Origin of the sequence: Thauera sp. K11, from assembly GCF_002354895.1 — a bacterium.
Taxonomy (GTDB): Bacteria; Pseudomonadota; Gammaproteobacteria; order Burkholderiales; family Rhodocyclaceae; genus Thauera; species Thauera sinica.
On record NZ_CP023439.1, the window covers coordinates 344202 to 365323 of the forward strand.

At 69.9% G+C, this 21122-nt stretch carries 14 protein-coding genes; 7 read left to right on the plus strand and 7 right to left on the minus strand.

The genetic code is table 11. The features are described from left to right. Nucleotides 1-21: 21 nt before the first annotated feature. Both CCZ27_RS01640 and CCZ27_RS01645 read left to right on the plus strand, forming a co-directional pair. Complete coding sequence (locus CCZ27_RS01640; protein ID WP_096445065.1) at nt 22-840, plus strand: hypothetical protein; 819 nt, start codon at nt 22-24, stop codon at nt 838-840. Nucleotides 841-886: 46 nt separating this feature from the next. Continuing rightward, entirely contained in the window at nt 887-1762 is an 876-nt protein-coding gene (locus CCZ27_RS01645) for a pseudouridine synthase (RefSeq protein ID WP_232516526.1), read from the plus strand. Nucleotides 1763-1840: 78 nt separating this feature from the next. On the opposite strand, the gene CCZ27_RS01650 is transcribed toward CCZ27_RS01645, so the two are convergent. The 6 genes from CCZ27_RS01650 to CCZ27_RS01680 all read right to left on the minus strand — a co-directional run bounded on the left by CCZ27_RS01650 (nt 1841) and on the right by CCZ27_RS01680 (nt 8552). Then, complete coding sequence (locus CCZ27_RS01650; RefSeq protein ID WP_096445067.1) at nt 1841-2089, minus strand: hypothetical protein; 249 nt, start codon at nt 2087-2089, stop codon at nt 1841-1843. Between the two features lie 418 nt (nt 2090-2507). Further along, on the minus strand, nt 2508-3707 hold the full coding sequence (locus CCZ27_RS01660; RefSeq protein ID WP_096445069.1) for an ABC transporter permease: 1200 nt from the start codon (nt 3705-3707) through the stop codon (nt 2508-2510). Between the two features lie 6 nt (nt 3708-3713). Next, nucleotides 3714-4922, minus strand: coding sequence for an ABC transporter permease (locus CCZ27_RS01665; RefSeq protein WP_096445070.1), 1209 nt, complete (start codon nt 4920-4922; stop codon nt 3714-3716). Nucleotides 4923-4929: 7 nt separating this feature from the next. Then, nucleotides 4930-5634, minus strand: coding sequence for an ABC transporter ATP-binding protein (locus tag CCZ27_RS01670; protein ID WP_096445071.1), 705 nt, complete (start codon nt 5632-5634; stop codon nt 4930-4932). Between the two features lie 16 nt (nt 5635-5650). Then, the gene (locus tag CCZ27_RS01675) at nt 5651-6796 is read right to left on the minus strand and encodes an efflux RND transporter periplasmic adaptor subunit (protein WP_096445072.1); all 1146 of its coding nucleotides are present in this window, start codon (nt 6794-6796) and stop codon (nt 5651-5653) included. Between the two features lie 22 nt (nt 6797-6818). Next, nucleotides 6819-8552 carry a glutamine--tRNA ligase/YqeY domain fusion protein gene (locus tag CCZ27_RS01680; protein WP_096445073.1) on the minus strand — a complete coding sequence of 578 codons (1734 nt, stop codon included), beginning with the start codon at nt 8550-8552 and terminating at the stop codon, nt 6819-6821. Nucleotides 8553-8833: 281 nt separating this feature from the next. Between CCZ27_RS01680 and CCZ27_RS01685 the strand changes: the two genes are divergently transcribed. Then, nucleotides 8834-9505: a YiaD family glycine zipper/OmpA-like lipoprotein gene (locus CCZ27_RS01685; protein WP_096445074.1), complete on the plus strand. Its 672-nt coding sequence runs from the start codon at nt 8834-8836 to the stop codon at nt 9503-9505. Nucleotides 9506-9608: 103 nt separating this feature from the next. On the opposite strand, the gene CCZ27_RS01690 is transcribed toward CCZ27_RS01685, so the two are convergent. Then, a complete protein-coding gene (locus CCZ27_RS01690) occupies nt 9609-12935 on the minus strand; it encodes a DEAD/DEAH box helicase (RefSeq protein ID WP_332460890.1) in 3327 nt (1108 codons plus the stop codon). A gap of 326 nt (nt 12936-13261) precedes the next feature. On the opposite strand from CCZ27_RS01690, the gene CCZ27_RS01695 reads away from it, so the two are divergent. From CCZ27_RS01695 to CCZ27_RS01710, 4 genes are all read left to right on the plus strand, one after another. Continuing rightward, the gene (locus CCZ27_RS01695) at nt 13262-15412 is read left to right on the plus strand and encodes a hydantoinase/oxoprolinase family protein (protein WP_096445076.1); all 2151 of its coding nucleotides are present in this window, start codon (nt 13262-13264) and stop codon (nt 15410-15412) included. A gap of 262 nt (nt 15413-15674) precedes the next feature. Further along, nucleotides 15675-18002: a hydantoinase B/oxoprolinase family protein gene (locus CCZ27_RS01700; protein WP_096445077.1), complete on the plus strand. Its 2328-nt coding sequence runs from the start codon at nt 15675-15677 to the stop codon at nt 18000-18002. Between the two features lie 77 nt (nt 18003-18079). Then, the gene (locus tag CCZ27_RS01705; protein ID WP_096445078.1) at nt 18080-18586 is read left to right on the plus strand and encodes an acetone carboxylase subunit gamma; all 507 of its coding nucleotides are present in this window, start codon (nt 18080-18082) and stop codon (nt 18584-18586) included. A gap of 100 nt (nt 18587-18686) precedes the next feature. Beyond that, on the plus strand, nt 18687-20663 hold the full coding sequence (locus tag CCZ27_RS01710; protein ID WP_232516527.1) for an AMP-binding protein: 1977 nt from the start codon (nt 18687-18689) through the stop codon (nt 20661-20663). The last annotated feature ends 459 nt before the right edge of the window (nt 20664-21122 follow it).

Here is a 21122-nt window from a genome sequence, read left to right on the forward strand (position 1 = left end):
TGAACGAGAAGGGAGACGGACATGGGACAGGCCAGGGATGCTAAGAAACGCGACATCGTCCCCCGCTGGGACAACAGCGCGGGTGCCGACTACATGGTGGGGATCGACCTGAGGAAGGCGTACAGCATCTTCGTACGGCAGGACGGTCGCTACAACCTGGATGCCCAGACCTTGGGCACCTACGTGCTCTTCCAGCAAAGTCAGAACCCGCTCGAAACCGACCGCAACATCGTCGCCAACACCGCCTTCGGGCAGGCGGCGAACTACCACGACGTCTACTACTGGTACGCCTTCGACCTGCGCGACCGGGCGGCGGAAGCCGTTTTCGGCAAGCGCTGGGACCAGTTGGGCTCCTACGAGCTGACGACTGGGGTTGTGACGACCGGGCAGTACGCAGGCAAGACCTTGCTGCAGATTGAGGGCATGGCCAACGACGTGCTGTACGAGGCTGACTTGAACCTCATCAAGCTGGCCCTGCAATGGCAACCCACCAATCTGATCGACCAGAACTACCGGCGGGCGGCCATCGAAGGCTTCATCTTCAAGATCCAGGGCTACGGCACGGACTATGCGGCCCGTCTGGAACAGGACTGGTCCGGCCTCCAGGTCCTCGATCCAACATACCAGCGTTCCGGCCTCTTGGGCCAGGCCGGGCTGATCCTAACCGCTACCTACTGGAAGAACTCCGGCCTGGAAGACCTGACCACGCTGCCCCTGTCGCGGGAGGAAATGGGTTTCTTCACCCGCCTGACCAACCTGGCCCAGCCCCGGGGGCTGACCCGCGGCACTGAGGCCGCTTCTCCCGTGTGGCTCGCGTGCGCCGCCCGGGCTGGCGCATAATCGCGCCTGTTTCCGCATCGCGCCGTCCGGCGCCCAGAGGTCCGTCTTGGTTTCCGTCCGCAAGAATCCCCCGCAGCCTGCGCCGTCGCGCATCGCCGGCACGCTCAAGCTCAAGAAGGCCGCCGATGAGCCCGCGACCCCGAGGGCCGAAGCGGGGCACGAGCGTGGCGCGGTGCCGGCTGCCGCGCCGGCGGCCGACGGCGTACGGCTTTCCAAGGTGATGGCCGAACGCGGGATCTGCTCGCGCCGCGAGGCGGACGAACTGATCGAGCGCGGCTGGGTCTTCGTCGATGGCCGGCGGGTGTCGGAGCTGGGCACGCGTATCGACCCGTCCGCGAACATCACGCTGGCGCCCGAGGCCAGGCGCGAGCAGGCGCAGCGGGTGACCATCCTGCTGCATAAGCCGGTCGGCTACGTGTCGGGGCAGCCGGAACCGGGTTTCGAGCCCGCCGTCGGCCTGATCGGGCCGGGCAATCAGTTCGACCGCGACACGGCGCAGCGCTTCCATCCGTCGAACCTGAAGAACCTGGCGCCGGCCGGCCGGCTCGACATCGATTCCACCGGCCTGCTGGTGCTCACGCAGGACGGCCGCGTGGCGCGCCAGTTGATCGGCGAGGATTCGAAGATCGACAAGGAATACCTCGTCCGGGTGGAGGGGAGGCTGGCCGGCAACGGCCTCGAACTGCTGAACCACGGGCTGGAACTCGACGGCCGCAAGCTGCGCCCGGCGCAGGTCGAGTGGATCAACGACGACCAGTTGCGCTTCGTGCTGCGCGAAGGGCGCAAGCGGCAGATCCGCCGCATGTGCGAACTGGTGGGGCTGAAGGTGATCGGCCTCAAGCGCGTGCGCATCGGCCGCGTCCGGCTTGGCGACCTGCCGCCCGGACAGTGGCGCTACCTGCGGGACGACGAGGGCTTCTGAAAGCGGAAGGGGCAGCCGGCCATGCCGGACTGCCCCTCCCTCTCGTCCCTGGCCCGCTGGCGGGACTGCCTTCCCGCCTCAGGCGGCGATCGCGTCCTGTATCCTCCGGCTCGCGGCCTTTACGACGGCTGCATCGGTCTCCCTGGCGGCCAGCACCTCGGCCGTTTCCTCGGAGATGCCGCTGACGGTGGCGAAACACCCTTCCAGCGGGCATTCGAACCCTGGCGGGCAGCCATGCTCGCATGCACATTCCTTCTGGGTTTCGTCCAGCAGGACCAATTCCCTGACGGCTTCGCAGCGGCCGATCGGCGAATCAAAAAAGCACATTTCAGCCTCCTCTTCTCTTGCTCCAGGTTTTTAACTGCTTTTGTGAAAAACCACACGAGATTTGTTGTCTTTATCTTACTCTCCGGCCTCTTTCCTGCCCGGCAATCTGAGCGCTCGTTGACTTGGATCAATACTTGATTTTTGCCAATTGAATCGGCGTTCGGTCCGATCTATCGGCCGTCGGCAGCGGCTATCGTGGAACGGGCCGCGGGACCACTCCCAGCCGGGGCCGGCGCTCGTCTGCTTGCAGATTTCGCGCCCGTCGAGCTTGCTGCGCCAGACGTGCCAGGGCGCCGGCGCGGCGAGGGCGGTGGCGGTCGCGGCGATTGCCAGCGCGAGCGATGCGCCGCATGCCATCGCCCGCACGGCGGCCGATGCGCGGTGCCGGCGAGGCGCGAAGGCCGTCGAAGGGCGGGATCTATTCGGCACGCAGGGCCTCCACGGCGTCCAGCCGGGCGGCCTTGCGTGCGGGAAGCACGCCGGCGGCGAGGCCGATCAGGACGGCTACCGCCTCGGCCACGAGCACGAAGCGCCACGGCGTGGTGACCGGCAGGGCCGGCGCCAGCAGGCCGACGAGCCGGGCGATGCCGGCGCCGAGGGCTAGCCCCACGAGGCCGCCGATGGCGGCGAGCGCCACCGCCTCGCCGAGGAAGAGGCCGAGGACGGTGCTCCGCCGCGCTCCGAGCGCTACCAGCAGGCCGATCTCATTGGTGCGTTCGGCCACGGCGATGGTCATGATCGTGGCGATGCCCACCGCGCCCACCAGCAGCGAGATGCCGCCCAGCGCGCCGACGGCCGCGGTCAGGATGTCGAGGATGTTCGACAGCGTGGCGAGCATGTCTTCCTGGGTGACGAGGGTGAAATCCTCGCGGCCGTGGCGGGCCACGAGGATCTTGCGGATTTCGCCGGTCACCCGTGCGGCCGGCACGCCTTCCGCGTAGGTGACGCTGATTTCCATCAGCCCGGAGCGGTTGTACAGCGCCATCGCGCGCGCGGTGGGGATGTAGGCGGCGTCGTCGAGGTCGAAGCCGAGGAACTGGCCCTTGCGCTCCATCACGCCGATGACGCGAAAGCGCTCGCTGCCGATCTGCACCCGCTCCCCGAGCGGGTTGTCGTTGCCGAACAGTTCCTGCCTGAGCGTCGCGCCCAGCACAAGGAAGGCGCGCGGGTTTTCCGCGTCGTCGGGCGGCAGGAAGCTGCCCACCTTCACCTGCATCGCGAATGCGCGCTGCATGTCGGGGCCGGCGCCGATGATGAAGGTGCGGCGCACGCGGCCGTTGGCGCGCACTTCGGAGTTGCCCGACACCGAGGGCGTCATGCCGGTGACGTAGGGCGCGCGCGCCAGCGCGGCCGCGTCGTCCAGCGTCAGTTCGCGCGCGGTGGACGGCAGGCCGGGCGGCCCGCCCTTGGCTCCGCGGCGGCCGGGCTGCACCGACACGATGTTGGTGCCGAACTGCGTGAATTCATTGAGCACGAACCGGTGCAGTCCCTCGCCGATGGAGGTGAGCAGGATCACCGCGGCGATGCCGACCGCGATGCCCAGCAGCGTCAGGAAGCTGCGCAGCCTGTGCGCGGTGAGCGCGCGCAGGGCGAGGTGGAGGAAGTCCTGCCAGCGCATCGTCGGCTAGCGCTTCATGAGGGCCTGCACTGGGTCGAGCCGGGCGGCGCGGCGGGCCGGCATCACGCCGAACAGCAGGCCGGTGGCGAGTGCGGTGCCGAGCGCGGCGATCACCGCCCAGTTCGGCGGCCACGCCGGCAGCACCGGCCACGTCAGCCGGATGCCCCACGCGCCCAGGTGGCCGAGCGCGAAGCCCACCAGCGCGCCGGCCAGCGACAGCAGGGCGGCCTCGGTCAGGAAGGCGAGGCGGATGTGGCGCCCGCTGGCGCCGAGCGCCTTCAGCAGGCCGATCTCGCCGGTGCGCTGGGTCACCGCGACCAGCATCACGTTCATCACCAGGATGCCGGCTACCGCCAGGCTGATCGCGGCGATGCCGGCCACCGCCAGCGTGAGCGCGCCGAGGATGCGGTCGAAGGTGCCGAGCACCGCGTCCTGCGTGATCAGCGTGACGTCGAGTTCGCCCTCGCGGCGGGCGCGCAGGATCTTCTCCATCTCGCGCTGGGCCGGCGCGATGGCTTCGCGGCTGCGCACCTCGACCATGATGCGGAACAGCGTGTTGGTGTCGAACATCGCCTGCGCGGTGGCCACCGGCACGATGACGAGTTCGTCGGTGTTCATGCCCAGGCCCTGGCCGGACGGCGTCATGACGCCGATCACCCGCAGCCGGTTGTCGCCGATGCGCACCATGCGGCCGATCACCGGTTCGTTGCCGAACAGCTCGCGCCGCAGCGTGTCGCCGATCACCGCCACCGCCGCGGTGCGGCCCAGGCCCTCGTGCGGCAGGAAGCGGCCCTGCGCGACGCGATAGTTGCGGATGTCCACGTAGTCCGCCGTGGTGCCCAGCACCAGCACCTCGCGCAGCCTGTCGCCCACCGAGATCTCGGAATTGCCCAGCGACAGCGGGGCGACGCGGGTGACGAGCGGCGCCCGCAGCAGCGCGGCGGCGTCGGCCACGGTGAGGTCGCGCGGGGTGCTGGTGACGAAGCTGCCCGCATTGACGCCGCCGGTCTCGTTGCGCCCGGGCAGCACGATCACCAGGTTGGCGCCCAGCGCGGCGAACTGGCCGACGACGTAGCGCCGCGCGCCGTCGCCGAGCGCGGTGAGCACCACCACCGCGGCCACGCCGATCGCCATCGCCAGCACCATCAGCGCGGTGCGCAGCGGGTAGCCGAGGGTGGCGCGGCTGGCGAAGCGCAGGGTGTCGGCGGGCGTCATCGCGGGCTCATCCGTCCGCCGGCGCGCTCGCCGCGCGACGCAGATCCTGCCGCAGTTCGCCGTCCTCCATCAGCAACTGGCGGCGCGCGCGTGCGCCCATCACCGGGTCGTGCGTCACGACGATCAGCGTGGTGCCGGCGGCATTCAGGCTCTCCAGCAGGGCGGTGACTTCCTGGCCGGTGGCGCGGTCGAGGTTGCCGGTGGGTTCGTCGGCGAGCAGCATCGCCGGTCGCATGATGGTGGCGCGTGCGATCGCCACCCGCTGACGCTGGCCGCCCGACAGCTCGTCCGGCCGATGCCCGGCGCGCGCCTCGAGGCCGAAATCCCGCAGCGCGCGGGCGACGCGCTCGGCGCGCTCGGCCGGCGGCACGCCGGCCAGCATCAGCGGCAGGCCGACGTTCTCGGCCGCGGTGAGGCGCGGCACGAGGTGGAAGCTCTGGAACACGAAGCCGATGCGCGCGCGCCTGACCTCGGCCTGCTCGTCGGCCGACAGCGTGGTGACGTCGCGCCCTTCCAGCCGGTAATGGCCGGCATTCGGCCGGTCGAGCAGGCCCAGCAGGTTCAGCAGCGTGGACTTGCCCGAGCCCGAAGGCCCCATCACCGCGACGTATTCACCGGCATCGATCGACACCGACAGGTCGTGCAGCGCGCGCACTTCGCTGTCGCCGAGGCGGAAGACGCGTTCGATGCCGCTCAGTTCGATCTGCGCCATCGCCGTGCCGTCCGCGTCAGCGGCCGCCGGTCTCGGCGGCCACTCGCGCGCCCGCCGCCACGCCCTCGCGTTCGAGCGAGGTGACGATGCGTTCCCTGGCGGCGAGGCCCTCCAGCACCTCGGTGTATTCCCAGTTGGACACGCCGGTCTTCAGCGCGCGCTCGGCCAGGCGGCCATCCTCGACCACCAGTACCTTGTTGCTGTCGCGCAGCGCCGCGGTCGGGATGCGCAGCGTGTCCGGCCGCGTGGCGAGCACGATCTCGATGTCGGCGCTGTAGCCCACCAGCATGCCCTTCGCGTCGTCGGGGCGGATGAAATCGACATCGACCTCCACCGTCCGCGCCTGCTTCTCCACCGCCGTGATGTAGGGCGCGATGCGCTTCACGCGGCCCTCGAAGACGCGGCCCGGCAGGGCTTCCAGCGTGATCCGCACCGGCTGGCCGGGCTGGATCCTGGGGGCGTCGATCTCGTCCATCGGTGCCGTCACGTAGAGGCAGGAGTCGTCGATGAGGTCGATCGCCGGCGGCGTCGGTACCCCCGGCGGAGACGGGATGGAGATCTCGCCCAGTTCGCCGGTGATCTTCGCCACCGTGCCGGCAAAGGGGGCCACCAGCACGAGGCGCTGGCGCTCGGTGGTGGTCGCGGTGATCTGCGCCTCGGCGGTGGCGACGTCGGCGTGCGAGGTGCGGCAGGCGGCGCGCCGCGCCCGTGCTTCGGTGCGCGCCGCTTCCTCGGCACTGGCCGACACGAAGCCGCGCTTCACGAGCTGCGCCTGGCGCTCGGCCTCGCGCTCGGCGTTGTCGGCCACCGTGCACGCCTCTTGCACGCGCTGCCGCGCGGTGGCGAGCTGCGCCCGGTTCACCGCCAGGCGCGCATCCAGGTCGCCGTGCCACAGCCGCATCAGCACCTGCCCGGCCTCTACGCGGTCGCCTTCCTTCACGCCGAGGTATTCGATGCGTCCGCCGGAGATGGTCGCCATCCTGGTGCGCTGGCAGGCTTCGATCTCGCCCGCGCGGGTGTTCGCCAGCGTCGCTTCCACCGTGCCGCGCGCAACCTCATGTACCACCACCTGAACCGGCCTGGGGCGGGTGAACCACCAGCCGGCGGCGGCGATGGCGGCGGCGATCGCGAGGATGGGGAGGAAGCGGCGCAGGGCTTTCACGGCTCGCGTCCCGCGCCTTGCCTCACTTCCCGCCCTTCGCCCAGGAGTCCTTCAGCGTCACCGTGCGATTGAACACCGGTGCGCCGGGCTTCGAGTCGACGCGGTCGGCGACGAAATAGCCGTGGCGTTCGAACTGGAAGCGGTCCTCGGCCTGCGCCTCCCTGAGCGCCGGCTCCAGCCAGGCGGTGATGGAGCGCTTGGAGCCGGGGTTGAGGTCGGACAGGAAGTCGCGTTCCACGTCCGGCGCGTCGCCCTCGCGGCGCTGGCCGGGATGCGGATGGGCGAACAGGCGGTCGTACAGGCGCACCTCGGCCTCGTAGCCGTGCGCCGCCGACACCCAGTGCAGGTTGCCCTTGACCTTGTAGTTGTCGGCGCCGGGCGTGCCGGACTTGGAATCGGGCATGTATTCGGCCAGCACCGCGGTGACCCTGCCGGCGGCGTCCTTCTCGCAGCCGGTGCATTTCACGACGAAGCCGTAGCGCAGGCGCACCATGTTGCCGGGGTAGAGGCGGTGGAAGCCCTTCGCCGGCTCTTCCATGAAGTCTTCGCGCTCGATCCACAGTTCGCGCGAGAAGGGCATGTCGCGCTTGCCCAGCTCGGGCTTCAGCGGGTGGTTGGGCGCCTGGCACAGCTCGGAGCGGCCTTCCGCGTAGTTGGTGATGACGAGCCTGAGCGGGTCGAGCACCGCGACGCGGCGCTCGGCGGCCTCGTTGAGGTCGTCGCGCATGCATTCTTCCAGCACGCTCATGTCGATCCACGAGTCGGACTTGGATACGCCGATGCGCTCGGCGAAGCGACGAAAGCCCGACGCGGTGAAGCCGCGGCGGCGCGCGCCGATCAGCGTCGGCAGGCGCGGATCGTCCCAGCCATCGACATGGCCTTCGGTGACGAGCTGGATCAGCTTGCGCTTGGACAGCACGACATAGGTCAGGTTGAGGCGGGCGAACTCGATCTGCTGCGGCAGCGGACGGCCGAAGTGGCCGGCGGTGGCGAGCGCGTCCAGCAGCCAGTCATAGAACGGGCGCTGGTCCTCGAACTCCAGCGTGCAGATGGAGTGCGTGATGTTCTCGATCGCGTCCTCGATGGGATGGGCGAAGGTGTACATCGGGTAGATGTGCCAGGCGTCGCCGGTGCGGTGGTGGGCGGCGTGGCGGATGCGGTAGATCGCCGGGTCGCGCAGGTTGATGTTGGGGTGGGCCATGTCGATCTTCGCGCGCAGCACGTGCGTGCCCTCGGCGAATTCGCCGGCGCGCATGCGGGCGAAGAGATCGAGGTTTTCCTCGACGCTGCGGTTGCGCCAGGGGCCGTCCCTGCCCGGTTCGGTCAGCGTGCCGCGGCTGGCGCGCATTTCCTCGGCCGACTGCGAGTCCACATAGGCTTTGCCGGCCTCGATGAGGCTCACCGCGCAGGCATACATGGTCTCGAAGTAGTCCGAGGCGAAATACAGGTGCCTGTTCCAGTCGAAGCCCAGCCACCGGACCGCCTCGAGGATGGCATCGACGTATTCCTGCTCTTCCTTTTCGGGGTTGGTGTCGTCGAAGCGCATGTGGCAGATGCCGCCGTAGGCTTCGGCCAGGCCGAAGTTCAGGCAGATCGACTTGGCGTGGCCGTAGTGCAGGTAGCCGTTGGGCTCCGGCGGGAAGCGCGTTTCGACGCGCCCGCTCCATTTCCCGCTGCGGTTGTCGTCGTCGATGATGTTGCGGATGAAGTTGGACGGCGCGGCGGGGGCGGTATCGTTGGCGGTGTTCGGGTTCATCGGTTCGGGGCGGATGGAGGCGATCGCTTCGCGGCGGCGGCTGGCCGCGAGCCGGGTTGGAATGCCCCGATTGTAGCCGATGCACCGCCGCGGCCGGGCGCGGCGCCCGGCGCCGGTCCGGTGCCGATGGCCCGGGCGGGCTATTTCCTTTTCGGTTTGCTGCGCGGATGATGGTGCGACCCCTCGCGGATGCGCTTCATCCTTTGTTGCACACTGGAGCGGACGCGTGTTCCGGCGAGGCCGGATAATTCCATCGGCTCATTACCTACCGGAGGCTCACAATGAAAAAGATCATCCTGGCCCTGACCGCGGTCACCTTTGCTTCGAGCGGCCTCGTCGGCTGCGCCAACATGAGCGAGACCCAGCGCGACACCGGCACGGGTGCCGCCATCGGCGCGGTTGCCGGCGGCCTGATCGGCGCCGCCACCGCGGGCGGGAGCAAGGGCAAGAGCGCCGCCACCGGCGCGGCCATTGGCGCGGCGCTGGGCGCGGGCGGCGGCTACCTGTGGTCCAAGCACATGCAGGAGCAGAAGGCGGCGATGGAGCAGGCCACCGCCGGCACCGGCGTCGGCGTGTCGCAGACCGCCGACAACCGCCTCAAGCTCGACATCCCGAGCGACATCTCGTTCGATACCGGCAAGCATGAGATCAAGCCCAACATGCGCCCGATCCTGGACCGCTTCGCCACCACCCTGAACCAGAACCCGGTGACTTCCGTGACCATCGTCGGCCATACCGACAGCACCGGCAGCGATGCGATCAACAACCCGCTGTCGATCAACCGCGCCGCATCCGTGCGCGACTACCTGTCCGCGCGCGGCGTGTCGGCCTCGCGCATTGCGGTCGATGGCCGCGGCTCGTACGAGCCGGTGGCCGACAACACCACCGCATCCGGGCGCGCGATGAATCGCCGCGTCGAGATCTTCGTCGCCGAGGCCGCGCCGGCCCGCTGAGGCGACGGCAGGGCGCCGGGCCCTTCCGGGCCGGCGCGAACGGGGCCCGCCGGGAGGCATTCCGGCGGGCCTCGCCACGTCCGCCGCCCGCCGGCGCGGCGGGTCAGCGCGGGACGGTGGAGGGCAGCGGCGCCAGCAGCGCGGCGATGTCCGCCGCGCCGAACTTCGCCAGCGCGTCGGCGTCCTCCGACAGCACGCCGGCGGCCAGCGCCGCCTTCCTCTCCTGCAGCGCGAGGATGCGTTCCTCGATGCTGCCGGCGCAGATCAGCTTGAACACGAACACGGGCTTGTCCTGGCCGATGCGGTGGGCGCGGTCGGTGGCCTGGTTCTCGGCCGCCGGATTCCACCACGGGTCGTAGTGGATCACCGTGTCGGCGGTGGTGAGGTTGAGGCCGACGCCGCCCGCCTTCAGGCTGATCAGGAACACCGGCGCGCGGCCCTTCTGGAAGTCCTCCACCGGGATGCGGCGGTCGCGGGTGTCGCCGGTGAGGCTCACCCAGCCGATCTTCGCGCGGTCGAGTTCGGCGGCGATCAGCGCCAGCATCGTCGTGAATTGCGAGAAGATCAGGATGCGCCGGCCCTCGGCGATCAGCTCGGGCAGCATGTCCATCAGCAGGCCGAGCTTGGCGCGCTCCTTCACCTTCGCCGCGGCCGGGCTCTTCAGCAGGCGCGGGTCGCAGCACACCTGGCGCAGCTTCAGCAGCGCGTCGAGGATCACGATCTGGCTGCGCGCGAAGCCCTTGTCTGCGATCTCGTGGCGCACCCGCTCGTCCATCGCCGCGCGCACCGTCTCGTACAGGTCGCGCTGGCCGCCTTCGAGGCCGACGCTGCGCACGATCACCGTCTTGGGCGGCAGTTCGGCGGCCACGTCCTCCTTGCGCCGGCGCAGGATGAAGGGCCTGAGCCGGGCGGCCAGCAGGTCGCGGCGCAGCGTGTCGCCGTGCTTCTCGATCGGCGTGCGCCAGGTCGCGTTGAACTGCTTCTGCGAGCCGAGGAAGCCGGGCAGCAGGAAGTCGAACTGCGCCCACAGTTCGCCGAGGTGGTTCTCCAGCGGCGTGCCGGTGAGGCCCAGGCGGTGGCGCGCCCGCAACTGGCGGATCACCTGGGCGCCCTTGCTCGCGGCGTTCTTCACCGTCTGCGCCTCGTCGAGGATCAGCAGGCTCCATTCGCGCGCCTGCAGCGCCTCGGCGTCGCGCCACAGCAGGGGATAGGTGGTGAGCGCCACATCGACCGGCGCGCCGTCCACCTCCAGTTCGGCGAAGCGGGCGTGGCGGTCGGTGCCGTGCAGGCTGAGCACCTTCAGCCCGGGGGCGAAGCGCGCGGCCTCGGCCTGCCAGTTGAACACCAGCGAGGTCGGCAGGATCACCAGCGCCGGCACGTCCAGCCGGCCGGCGCGCTTGAGGGTGAGCAGATGGGCCAGCGCCTGCGCCGTCTTGCCCAGGCCCATGTCGTCGGCGAGGATGCCGGCCAGGTCGTGCCTCGTCAGATGCTGCAGCCAGGCCAGCCCCTCGAGCTGATAGGGGCGCAGTTCGGCATGGAAGCCCGCGGGCGCGGGCACCGGTTCGATGCCGGCGGCGCCGCACAGCCGGCCCGCCAGTTCGGCGACAAACTCGCGCCCGCGGCCGGGCAGATCCAGATCGGCCAGCCGCGCGGCGTCGAGACGGGAAACCTGGAACCGGCCGTCGGGGCGGTCGAACAGATCCACCAGCGCGCGCACCAGCGGCTTCAGCCGCCCGGCGGAGAGGCGCAGGCGGCCGAGTTCTTCGTGGTGGAGGATGACCGCCTCCCTGTCGGCGATGTCGTCCAGGCGGCCGGACAGCCAGCGCCCGTCCTCGGCGAACAGGCCGGCGAGCAGCGGCCCCAGCGCCACCGGTCTGCCCTCGACCTCGATGCCGGGGGAGATCGCCAGCCAGTCGCCGTCGGTTGCGTCGACGTCCAGCACCAGCGCATCGACGTCGGTGGCGTGGTGGCGGAAATCGCCCGGCGTGTCGATGTGCCAGCCTTCCGCGCGCAGGCCGGGCAGCACCCCGGCCATGAAGGCCGGCCAGTCGTCCTCGCTGGCCAGGCCGAGCGCGCCGTCGGGCAGCCGCTTGTAGGCCGACTGTATCTTGCCCGCCGGCACCGGCGCGAAGCCGGCCCTGCCCAGCCTGGCCTGCGCCGCATGCTCGGCGCGGCCGTCGCGGGCGATGCGGGCGCTGCGGCCGTCCGGCAGGCAATGGAACAGCGCCGGGTCGTCGGCGGCGATGGTGAGCGGGCCGTAGCGGAACGCCAGCGTCGCGAAATCGAACTCCCAGGTGCCGTAGGGGGCGTAGCCGCGGTACTGGGCGTCGATGACCGGTATCGTCGCCAGTTGCAGCACCGGCACCGGCGGCCCCTCCAGTTGCACGGCAGGTTCGGCGTCCTGCGTGGGAGATGGGAGCGCGGGGGTGAGTTCGGCCATCGCCTGCGCCACCATTTCCGCCTCCACCGCCGTCAGCGGCGGCAGCCGCAGCAGCCGGTGCACCAGATCGGGGGCGACGTCCAGTGTGACCGGGCCGGTTTCCGAGTGCGCCGTGTCCACATACCAGGGCTGCAGCAGGGGCAGCACCACGTCGGCTGCCGGATCGCTGCGCACGGTGGGCGCGCGGCGGCCGTCGGGAGTGGTCAGCCAGTCCGGCCGGCCCGGCCGCGGACTGCCGGCATGCAGCGGCGGGCGGCTGAAGTCGTCGTAGTAGGCCCGTCCGCTCTCGGCCAGCAGCGGCATCAGTTCGCCGGCATGGCGGCCGTCCAGCGGCAGGGCATGCAGCAGCAGCCCGTGCTGGCGCGGACGCTGCGCCCACAGCAGGCGCAGGATCTCGAGGTCGCGGTCGTCGACGAAGGCCGGCGGCGTCTCGAGGGCGCGTTCGAAGTTGAACCAGTGCTCGGTATGCCGGAGCCGGCCTTGCTTGTCGAAGCGCGCCTTGTAGCAGCGCACCGCGTGCTGCTGGATCTCGGGCACGTCGCCGAGCAGGTAGACCAGCCCGTGGGTGCGCCGGTCCGGGGCGTGGCGGACCTCCGCCCGGCCGTCCGCGGCCACCGCGCTGCGCAGGGCCTCGATCCAGACCCGCACTTCCTCGCGCGGCCGGTCGGGGCTGCCGCGCTGGCGCAGCCAGGCCAGCATCATCGCCGCGACGTGCTTGCAGTCGCTGCCGACCGGACAGGTGCAGTCCGAGATCAGGTGCGACATGCCGTCGCGGCCTTCGGCGACCTCGACGTACACGCTGTACGGCGTGCGTTTCGTTCCCTTCACATGCGCCGTCACGCTGAACTCGTTGCTCGACAGACGGCTGACGCGGCTGAGGTAGCCGAGACCCTTCGCGACTTCGTGCGCGCCCAGCCAATCGACGAGGGTCTTCTGGGTGATGCGGTCGAGACTGGACATGCAGGCGGGGAGGGGCTGTGTGTTCGGCATTCGGGCTGGGCGGGTGCGGCCGGGCGCGCGGGCGCACCCGCCGCCGTACGGCGGCGGGCCCGAATGTTCGCACGAAAGCCGCCACGGCGCATCCGGCGTCCGCCGAACGTCCGGATTCCGTACGCCGATATCGAAACCGGTCGGTGCTCCGCCGCAGCGGTGCATGTTGCGCTGCATTGCCGGATCGGGCGCAGCGGCCTCGTTCCGGGCCATGCGCGGATGCTGCGCCGCACATGCGCGGCGATGGCATGCGGGTTGCGATGGGGATGGCGGTGCCAAGCACACCGACAAGTTCATCCAACCACTGGGAAGGAACGGAGACAACCATGCAAGTCCAGACCGCATCACGGGTACAGGTGATGGGCATCGATGCCGGCGGCACGATGACCGACACCTTCTTCGTGCGCGACGACGGCCGCTTCGTCGTCGGCAAGGCGCAGAGCAATCCGGCGGACGAATCGCTCGCCATCTTCAATTCGTCGCAGGACGCGCTCGCCCACTGGGGGCGCGACGTGGACCAGGTCTATCCGGAACTGGTCACCTGCGTCTATTCGGGCACCGCGATGCTCAACCGCGTGGTCCAGCGCAAGGGGCTGGACGTGGGCCTGATCTGCAACAAGGGCTTCGAGCAGGTGCATTCGATGGGCCGCGCGATCCAGAGCTACCTCGGCTACGCGCTGGAGGACCGCATCCACCTCAACACCCACCGCTACGACGAGCCGCTGGTGCCGCTGTCGCGCACCCGCGGCGTGACCGAGCGCACCGACGTGCAGGGCGAGATCGCCATCCCGCTGCGCGAGCACGAGGTGCTGCAGGCCACGCGCGAGCTGGTGGAGGCCGGGGCGAAGGCCATCGTCGTCTGCCTGCTGCAGTCGCACAAGAACGAGACCAGCGAGAAGCGCGCCCGCGACCTGTGCCGCGAGGAACTCGCCCGCCTCGGCGTCGACATCCCGGTGTTCGCCTCGGTGGACTACTACCCGTCGCGCAAGGAAAGCCACCGCATCAACACCACGGTGCTGGAAGCCTATGCCGCCGAGCCGTCGCGGCAGACGCTGCAGAAGGTCAGCGACCGCTTCAGGAAGCACGGCGCGAAGTTCGACCTGCGGGTGATGGCCACCCACGGCGGCACCATAAGCTGGAAGGCGAGGGAACTGGCGCGCACCATCGTCTCCGGCCCCATCGGCGGCGTCATCGGTTCGAAGCTGCTGGGCGAGGCGCTGGGCTACGAGAACATCGCCTGCTCCGACATCGGCGGCACCTCCTTCGACATGGCGCTGATCACCAAGGGCAGCTTCGCCATCGCCTCCGACCCCGACATGGCGCGCCTGGTGCTGTCGCTGCCGCTGGTGGCGATGGATTCGGTGGGCGCCGGCGCCGGCAGCTTCGTGCGGCTGGACCCCTACAGCGGCGCGATCAAGCTCGGGCCGGACTCGGCCGGCTACCGCGTCGGCACCTGCTGGCCCGACAGCGGGCTCGACACCGTATCGGTGTCGGACTGCCACGTGGTGCTCGGCTACCTCAACCCGGACAACTTCCTCGGCGGCGCGATCAAGCTCGACGTGGAGCGCGCCCGCCGGCACATCGAGGCGCAGATCGCCGATCCGCTCGGGCTGTCGGTGGAGGATGCCGCGGCCGGCGTCATCGAACTGCTCGACCTGCAGTTGCGCGAGTACCTGCGCGCCAACATCAGCGCCAAGGGCTACAACCCGGCGGATTTCGTCTGCTTCTCCTATGGCGGCGCCGGCCCGGTGCACACCTACGGCTACACCGAGGGTGCCGGCTTCAAGGACGTGGTGGTGCCGGCCTGGGCGGCAGGCTTCTCGGCCTTCGGCTGCGCCTGCGCCGACTTCGAGTACCGCTACGACAAGAGCGTGGACATCGCCGTGCCGCAGCTCGCCGCCGACGCCGACAAGGCCGCCGCCAGCGCCACCATCCAGGCGGCGTGGGAGGAACTGGCCGCGAAGGTCATCGACGAGTTCGTCACCAACGGCTTCAAGCCGGAGGACGTGATCCTGCGACCCGGCTACCGCATGCAGTACATGGGCCAGTTGAACGATCTCGAGATCACCTCGCCAATCGCCCAGGCCGCCACCGCCGCGGACTGGGACCGCATCGTCGATGCCTACGAGAACACCTATGCGCGCGTCTATGCCAGTTCGGCGCGTTCGCCCGAACTGGGCTTCTCGGTCACCGGCGCGATCATGCGCGGCCTGGTCGTGACGCAGAAGCCGGTGCTGCCCGAGGACCCGGAAGAAGGCGAAACGCCGCCGGCCGCCGCGCGCCTGGGGACGCGGCCCTTCTACCGCCACAAGAAGTGGGTGGATGCGGTGCTTTGGAAGATGGAAGCGCTCAAGCCCGGCAACCGCATCGCCGGCCCCGCGATCATCGAATCCGACGCCACCACCTTCGTCGTGCCCGACGGCTTCGAGACCCGGCTCGACAAGCACCGCCTTTTCCACCTGCGGGAAACCCGGTAGCCGCCGGGCCGCCCCAAGGCGACCGGGTGCCCCCTCGGGGGGCCGACGCCGAAGGCGTCTTGGGGGCACACCAACCCGGTAGCCGCCGGGCCGCCCCAAGGCGACCGGGTGCCCCCTCGGGGGGCCGACGCCGAAGGCGTCTTGGGGGCACACCAACCCGGTAGCCGCCGGGCCGCCCCAAGGCGACCGGGCGCCCCCTCGGGGGGCCGACGCCGAAGGCGTCTTGGGGGTCCACCACTCTGAAGTGATTGAGGAGACAAGCATGAACATGATGAGCAACAAGGAAACCGGCTTCGCCGACCTGCTCGGCAACGGCCTCACGTTGAAGCAGTTCCGCGACGGCATCCTGCAGCGCACGAAGGAAAGCGGCGGCCACTACAACGGCCTCGCGCGGCTGGAACTGCGCGAGAGCGACCCGATCCGCTACGAGAAGATGTTCTCCAAGCTGCGCGGCGGCCTGGTGCATGCGCGCGAGACGGCCAAGAAGATCGCCGCCAGCCCCATCGTCGAGCAGGAAGGCGAACTGTGCTTCACCCTCTACAACGCCGCGGGCGACTGCGTGCTCACCTCCACCGGCATCATCATCCACGTCGGCACGATGGGCGCGGCGATCAAGTACATGATCGAGAACGACTGGGAGACCAACCCCGGCATCAACCCGGGCGACATGTTCACCAACAACGACTGCTCGATCGGCAACGTCCACCCCTGCGACATCGCCACCATCGTGCCCATCTTCGCCCACGGCAAGCTGGTCGGCTGGGTCGGCGGCGTCACCCACGTCATCGACACCGGCGCGGTCACGCCCGGCTCGATGTCCACCGGCCAGACCCAGCGCTTCGGCGACGGCTACATGATCACCTGCCGCAAGACCGGGGTGAACGACCAGCCGCTGAAGGACTGGCTGCACGAGAGCCAGCGTTCGGTGCGCACGCCCAAGTACTGGATTCTCGACGAGAAGACGCGCATCGCCGGCTGCCACATGATCCGCGGCCTGATCGAGGAGGTGATCGCCGAAGAGGGCCTGGAAGCCTACGAGAAGTTCGCCTTCGAAGTCATCGAGGAAGGCCGCCGCGGCCTCACCACGCGGCTGAAGGCGATGACGCTGCCGGGCAAGTACCGCAAGGTCGCCTTCGTCGACGTGCCCTACGCCCACCCCGACGTGCAGACCTCCAACGCCTTCGCCAAGCTCGACACCATCATGCACTCGCCGGTGGAGATGGAGATCCGCAGGGACGGCTCGTGGCGGCTGGACTTCGAGGGCGCGAGCCGCTGGGGCTGGCACAGCTACAACGCCCACCAGGTCGCCTTCACCAGCGGCATCTGGGTGATGATGACGCAGACCCTGGTGCCGACCCAGCGCATCAACGACGGCGCCTACTACGGCACCGAGTTCCGCCTGCCCAAGGGCGCGTGGATGAACCCGGACGATCGCCGCACCGGCCACGCCTACGCCTGGCACTTCCTCGTCTCCGGCTGGAGCGCGATGTGGCGCGGGCTGTCGCAGGCTTACTTCAGCCGCGGCTACCTGGAGGAGGTCAATGCCGGCAACGCCAACACCTCCAACTGGCTGCAGGGCGGCGGCATCAACCAGGACGGCGAGATCCACGCGGTCAACAGCTTCGAGGCATCGAGCTGCGGCACCGGCGCCGGCGCGATCAAGGACGGCCTCAACCACGCCGCCGCGATCTGGAACCCGGAAGGCGACATGGGCGACATCGAGATCTGGGAGATGGCCGAGCCGCTGCTCTACCTCGGCCGCAACGCCAAGGCCAACTCCGGCGGCTACGGCAAGTACCGCGGCGGCTGCGGCTTCGAGACCCTGCGCATGGTGTGGAAGGCGCAGGACTGGACGATGTTCTTCATGGGCAACGGCTACATGAACAGCGACTGGGGGCTGATGGGCGGCTATCCGGCGGCCACCGGCTACCGCTTCGAGGCGCACGGCACCGGCCTCAAGGAACGCATCGCCATCGGCGACAGCCTGCCGCTGGGCGCCGACGCCAATCCGGACGCGCCCGACTACGAGCGCCACATCGATGCCGGTGCCCGCGTCAAGCGCGACCACCAGTGCATGACCACCGAGGACTGCTACGACAACTACGACCTCTACCTCAACTACCTGCGTGGCGGCCCCGGCTTTGGCGACCCGCTCGACCGCGAGCCGGAGGCGATCGCGCGCGACCTCAACAACGCCTGGCTGCTGCCGGAGTACGCCCGCAAGGTGTATGGCGCGGTCATCGCGCAGGACGGCAAGGGCGTGTGGAGCGTGGATGCCGAAGCCACCGCGGCGCGGCGCGCCGAGGTGCGCAAGGAGCGCCTGGCGCGCGCGGTGCCGGTGCGCGACTGGATGAAGGAAGAGCGCGAACGCATCCTCACCGGCCATGCCAGCCCGGCCGTCAAGCACATGTTCGCCACCAGCTTCGGCCTGTCGCCGAAGTTCCTCGCCGGATTCAGGGCCTTCTGGAACCTCCCGGCCGACTGGAACCTGCTGGAGGAAGACCTGGGCGTGCCGTCCTACGGCTCGAAGTTCCGCATGGACCTGTCGAAGATGCCCGACGTGCGCACCGTCGTGCTGGTCGAGGAATGAAGTCCGGCGCCGCCGGCTGGGCACCGAAACCCGCCGGCCCCGTGCCGGCGGCAACCGAAGGAATCAGGAGACGAATCATGACGACTTACACCAGGGAACAGGTCGGCAAGCTGATCGACGGCAAGCTCGACTGGGACACCACGATGCGCATGCTGTCCATGCCCAAGGACAACGAGCGCTTCGCGATGTACCTGGAAGCGCTGCAGAAGAAGGTGGCGTGGAAGGACAGGATCGTGCTGCCGCTGGGGCCGCATCTGTACGTCGCGCAGTCGGCGCAGAGCGGCAAGTGGGTCACCAAGTGCGACTGCGGCCACGAGTTCGGCGACTACCGCGAGAACTGGAAGCTCAACGCGGCGGTGTATGTGCGCGACACCGAGGAAGCGATGGCCGAGGTCTATCCGAAGCTGATGGCGCCCGACACCGGCTGGCAGGTCTACCGCGAGTACTACTGCCCCACCTGCGGCACGATGCACGACGTCGAGGCGCCCACGCCGTGGTACCCGGTCATCCACGACTTCGAGCCCGACATCGAGGCGTTCTACGAAGAATGGGTGGGCCTGCCGGTACCGGCCCGCGCCGACTGAGACCGCGTTTCTCCCCCGGGGCCGCGGTTCGCGCGGCCCGCCATTCACCCCCGGCCATGCCGGGGCCTTTTCCGGAGGCAACGGGAAGATGAAGGCGCCCGTGTCCGACAGCTTTCTCGCCAGCGGCATCCGCTGGGAAGACACCGAACTCGCCCGCTTCATGCGGCGCTACGGCCATGCGGATCTCGCCGGCGTGCATGCCCGTGCCGCGGCGGAACCGGCGCGTTTCTGGGCCGAGGTCGCCGAGGCGGCCGGGCTGCGCTGGGCCAGACCGTACACCCGGCTGCTCGATCCGGATGCGGGGCCGCAATGGCCGCGCTGGTTCGTCGATGGCGAGATCGATCTCCACGACAACCTGGTCGGCCGCATCGCGCGCGAGGACCCGCATCGCATCGCGCTGATCTGGGAGGGCGACGACGGCAGGACGGACGAGCGGACCTATGCGGCGCTGGACGACGAGGTGCGCCGCTTCGCCGCGGTGGGCGTCGGGCGCGGCGGGCGCATCGCGATGTATCTGCCCATGGTTCCCGAAACCGCCGTCGTGCTGCTCGCCGCCGCCCGTCTCGGCGCGATCGCCATGCCGCTGTTCTCCGGCTACGGCGCCGACGCCGTGGCGAACCGCCTGCGGGACGGCGGGGCGACGGTGCTGGTGTGCGCCGACGGCTGCCTGCGCCGCGGCAGGCAGGTCGACATGATCGGGGAGGCGCGCGCCGCCGCGGCGCTCTGCCCGCAACTGAACGAACTCGTCGTCGTGCCGCGGCTGCGCGGTGCGGCGTCCGACGCGCCGGTGGCCCGCCGCTGGCGCGAGTCCGACTACCGCCGGCTCCTCGATGCTGCCGCGCGACAGCCCGGCCCGGCGGTGTTTCCGGCCGATACGCCGCTGATGCTGATCTACACTTCGGGCACCACCGGCAGGCCCAAGGGTGTCGTGCATACGCACTGCGGCTTTCCGCTCAAGGCGGCGCAGGACATGCTGATGGCCTTCGACCTGAAGCCGCGCGAGCGCATCGGCTGGATCACCGACATGGGCTGGATGATGGGGCCGTGGCTGGTGTTCGGCAGCCTGCTGCGCGGCGCGGCAGCGATGCTGTTCGAAGGCACGCCGGACCATCCAGCGCCGGACCGGGTGTGGCGGCTCGTCGAGCGCCACCGGCTGACCCACCTCGGCCTGTCGCCGACGTTCGCCCGCCTGCTCATGGCCAGGGGCGATGCCGGCCTGCCGCCGCCGGGCGCACTCGACAGCCTGCGGGTGTTCGGCTCGACCGGCGAGCCCTGGAACGAAGAGCCATGGCGCTGGCTGTTCGAACGCGTCGGCGGCGGGCGATGCCCGATCATCAACTACAGCGGCGGTACCGAGATCGGCGGCGGCATCCTCGCCTGCTTTCCCGGCCTGCCGCAGAAGCCCTGCGGCTTCAACGGGCCGGTGCCCGGCATGCGGGCGGACGTCGTCGACGGCGCCGGGCGGCCGATCCCCGGCCTGCGCGGCGAGGTCGGCGAGCTGGTGCTGCGGGCGCCGTGGCCGGGGATGGCGAACGGCTTCTGGAACGACCCGGAGCGCTACCTGGCAAGCTACTGGTCGCGCTTCCCGGACACATGGGTGCATGGCGACTGGGCGCGGATCGATGCCGACGGCCACTGGTTCATCCAGGGACGCAGCGACGATACGCTGAAGATTGCCGGCAAGCGCGTGGGCCCGGCCGAGTACGAATCGGCCCTGGTCGGCCATCCGCTGGTCGAGGAGGCGGTGGCGATCGGCGTGCCCGATCCGGTGAAGGGCGAGACGGCGGTGTGCTTCGTGACGCTGGCCGCGACCGATGCGGCACCGGCCGCGGAAGACTGGGCGGCATGCGAGCACGCGCTGCGCGCCCACGTCGCCGAGCGCCTGGGCAAGCCGCTGGCGCCGGCCAGGGTGCATCGCACGGCGGACCTGCCGCGCACGCGCAACGGCAAGATCCTGCGCCGGCTGGTGCGCGCCGCCTACCTCGGCGAGCCGCCCGGCGACCTCAGCGCGCTCGAGAATCCGTCGGCGATCGCGTGCATCCGCGCCTGTGCCGGAGGTGCCGCCGAAACGGCATGAATCGTCCCGTTTTCGAACGCATCCGTCCGAAAACCGGACGGTCTTCGGACGCTCGTGCGTCCGTCCGATCGCCCGCTTGCCGGCGTTCCGGCCCTTTCCGCCGAGGGCGCCGCCGGCCTTGCGTGCTCCCCTCTGCCCGCGATTCGATCCGGCCGATCTCACGACGTCTTTTTCATCGGCAACAGGATGACTCGACGCGGCAGGTCTGGTGGCGGGGGATGCGTGGAGCGGGCGAGGACTGTCCGAGCCCCGAGCGTAGCGAGGGCGAGTTCCGCAGCCCGCGGAACGCATCCCCCGCCGCCAGACCGGATTCGAGAGACACACGAAACACGCGGAACAGGCGAGGACTGCCCAAGCCCCCGACAAAGCGAGACCGCGTTCCGCAGCCCGACGGAACGCATCCCACGCAGACCGGATTCCAGACACTCATGCGATCGCCCCCGGTTCGATGACCCGCAT

Coding starts and splice junctions, on each gene's coding strand:
- CCZ27_RS01640 (WP_096445065.1), top strand. CDS start 22: ATGGGACAGGCCAGGGATGCTAAGAAACGCGACATCGTCCCCCGCTGG.
- CCZ27_RS01650 (WP_096445067.1), bottom strand. CDS start 2,089: ATGTGCTTTTTTGATTCGCCGATCGGCCGCTGCGAAGCCGTCAGGGAA.
- CCZ27_RS01660 (WP_096445069.1), bottom strand. CDS start 3,707: ATGCGCTGGCAGGACTTCCTCCACCTCGCCCTGCGCGCGCTCACCGCG.
- CCZ27_RS01665 (WP_096445070.1), bottom strand. CDS start 4,922: ATGACGCCCGCCGACACCCTGCGCTTCGCCAGCCGCGCCACCCTCGGC.
- CCZ27_RS01670 (WP_096445071.1), bottom strand. CDS start 5,634: ATGGCGCAGATCGAACTGAGCGGCATCGAACGCGTCTTCCGCCTCGGC.
- CCZ27_RS01680 (WP_096445073.1), bottom strand. CDS start 8,552: ATGAACCCGAACACCGCCAACGATACCGCCCCCGCCGCGCCGTCCAAC.
- CCZ27_RS01685 (WP_096445074.1), top strand. CDS start 8,834: ATGAAAAAGATCATCCTGGCCCTGACCGCGGTCACCTTTGCTTCGAGC.
- CCZ27_RS01690 (WP_332460890.1), bottom strand. CDS start 12,935: ATGCCGAACACACAGCCCCTCCCCGCCTGCATGTCCAGTCTCGACCGC.
- CCZ27_RS01695 (WP_096445076.1), top strand. CDS start 13,262: ATGCAAGTCCAGACCGCATCACGGGTACAGGTGATGGGCATCGATGCC.
- CCZ27_RS01700 (WP_096445077.1), top strand. CDS start 15,675: ATGAACATGATGAGCAACAAGGAAACCGGCTTCGCCGACCTGCTCGGC.
- CCZ27_RS01705 (WP_096445078.1), top strand. CDS start 18,080: ATGACGACTTACACCAGGGAACAGGTCGGCAAGCTGATCGACGGCAAG.